Below are 1,756 nucleotides of genomic sequence, written 5' to 3'. Positions count from 1 at the left end.
GAGGTAGGGGGCGGGCAACCGGTGCGGCACGGTGGCGAAGGTGCAGTAGTGGCAGCGGTCCCGGCACAACCGGGTCAACGGGATGAACACCTTCGGCGAGTAGGTGACGACACCCGGCCGCCCGATCGACGCCAGACCCGCGTCGCGGGCCCGGGCCGCCGACCGGCACAGGTCCGCGAGGTCGTCGCCGCGCGCGGCCAGCAGAATGGTGGCCTCCACCACATCGAGCGTGGCGCCGTCCCGGGCCCGGCGCAGCGCCCGGCGCAGCGCCGACGGGGACGGCGGGGAACTGGATTCGGCACCGCTGGATTCGGCACCGCTGGATGTCGCCGCCGTACTCATCATGAATTCCTCTGATTCTCCGGCGGCGCCCCCGGCGCCCGGCAGATGAACCGGTCCGGTCGGTGACCATCGGGATCGAAGGGATGCGGTGCCGAAACGGTACTGAGCGGTTCGGCAGGAGACCCGGTCGGCCCGGAGTCAGGGTGTCACGCGGCCGGCCGCACGCCACCCGGTGGCGGGTCTGCGCAGCCGGTCGAGCGTGCCGATCAACATATTCGTCCGCCGGCGCGAGGCCAGCGTCTCGACCAAGGCCTGCGTCCGGTCGGCTCGCCGGCCGGTGCCGGCGAGGTCGGACCCGTCCGGCGTCATACCGGCGGTCTGTCGCATCTGGGCCCGGCGGGCGGCCACGACCTGGGGGGCGCGGGCCCCCGCAAGCGCGCGATTAAGGGAGGCGGACAGGGCTTCGAGGCTCTTGGTGGTCCTGATATCGGACATGATGGTCCTTCCAGCGACGTAGAGGAGTCGAAATGAAATAACTTGCGCGTTTCGAACCCTCCACAGGCCTGTGACCTGCGATGATGCTCTCGATCACGTATTTGTTACTTCATTACGTCCCCAGAGAGCTGAGATTCACTCTCACAGCTCTCTCGAATCGGAATCAAGAAAAAGGCGGTGAGCAGGACACATCCGCCCGAGACGTCCACCGGACTCCGCTACCCGGGCCCGGCCGGAATGCACCCACCGACACCGGGACACGATTCCGATCATGCCGGCGCCCGGGGCGGCGCCACCGGGCGCCGCCGTACCGCACGGGAGCTACCACTACTGGGCATCGATTTCCTCCTGCCCCACCATGGGAGTCGTTACGCTGATCAGGTGCCACGCAACCGCCAGGAGGTTCCCCGCGAGGAACGGATCGATGCGTTGCTCACCGTCGCCGAGGAGCAGTTCCTGGCCCGCGGGTTCGCCGGGACGTCCATCGCGGAGATCGCCCGTTCCGCCGGCATCGAGCCGGGCTCCGTCTACTGGTATTTCCGGTCGAAGGACCATGCCTTCGCGGCGGTGCTGAACCGGCTGCTCGACGTTGAGGTCGACCGGATCGCCGCGTTGCCCGGAGACCCGGCGGCGAAGCTCTTCCTCGCCCTGGACTCGGTCGAGCGGCGCCGCACGCTGCATCCCTGTGTCGCCGAACGCGCCCCGCACGCCGCGCCGGTCATGGAGTACCACGAGCGGCTGCACGACTGGCTGCACGGGCTCGCGCTCGCCGCGGTGCACGACTTCGTGCCCGAACCCGATCGGGAGCTCGCGGCGGACGCGGTGGTCGCCACCATCGAGGGCGGGCTCGCCAACCCCGCGCCCTCCCGACCGACCAGCCATCTCGTGCACTTCCTGCTCTCGGCCTTCTGTACGGACACGCCGATACCTGCGAAGCCGGAGTTCCACGGATGGATGACGCCGTTGTTCGCCCGGCCAA

The 1,756-nt window shown here is 69.2% G+C and carries 2 protein-coding genes and 1 pseudogene; 1 reads left to right on the top strand and 2 read right to left on the bottom strand.

Annotated elements, in window-relative coordinates:
• Window positions 1-342: pseudogene (locus tag ACY45C_RS15585) on the bottom strand (bifunctional FO biosynthesis protein CofGH); the annotation flags it as partial.
• Window positions 343-480: 138 nt separating this feature from the next.
• Window positions 481-777, bottom strand: a complete 297-nt coding sequence (locus ACY45C_RS15580) for a hypothetical protein (protein WP_462188316.1) — start codon at window positions 775-777, stop codon at window positions 481-483.
• A 381-nt stretch (window positions 778-1,158) separates the two neighbouring features.
• Between ACY45C_RS15580 and ACY45C_RS15575 the strand changes: the two genes are divergently transcribed.
• Window positions 1,159-1,756: TetR/AcrR family transcriptional regulator (locus ACY45C_RS15575; protein ID WP_462188320.1), on the top strand; the 598-nt coding region annotated here is incomplete at its 3' end.

This window comes from Frankia sp. CcWB2 (genome assembly GCF_977927585.1).
Note: the sequence above shows the minus strand (reverse complement) of the source record. Positions and strands in the feature narration are given on the sequence as shown.

Bases quoted from the DNA above. Each gene is read 5' to 3' on its own strand.
- ACY45C_RS15580 (WP_462188316.1), bottom strand. From the start codon at position 777: ATGTCCGATATCAGGACCACCAAGAGCCTCGAAGCCCTGTCCGCCTCC.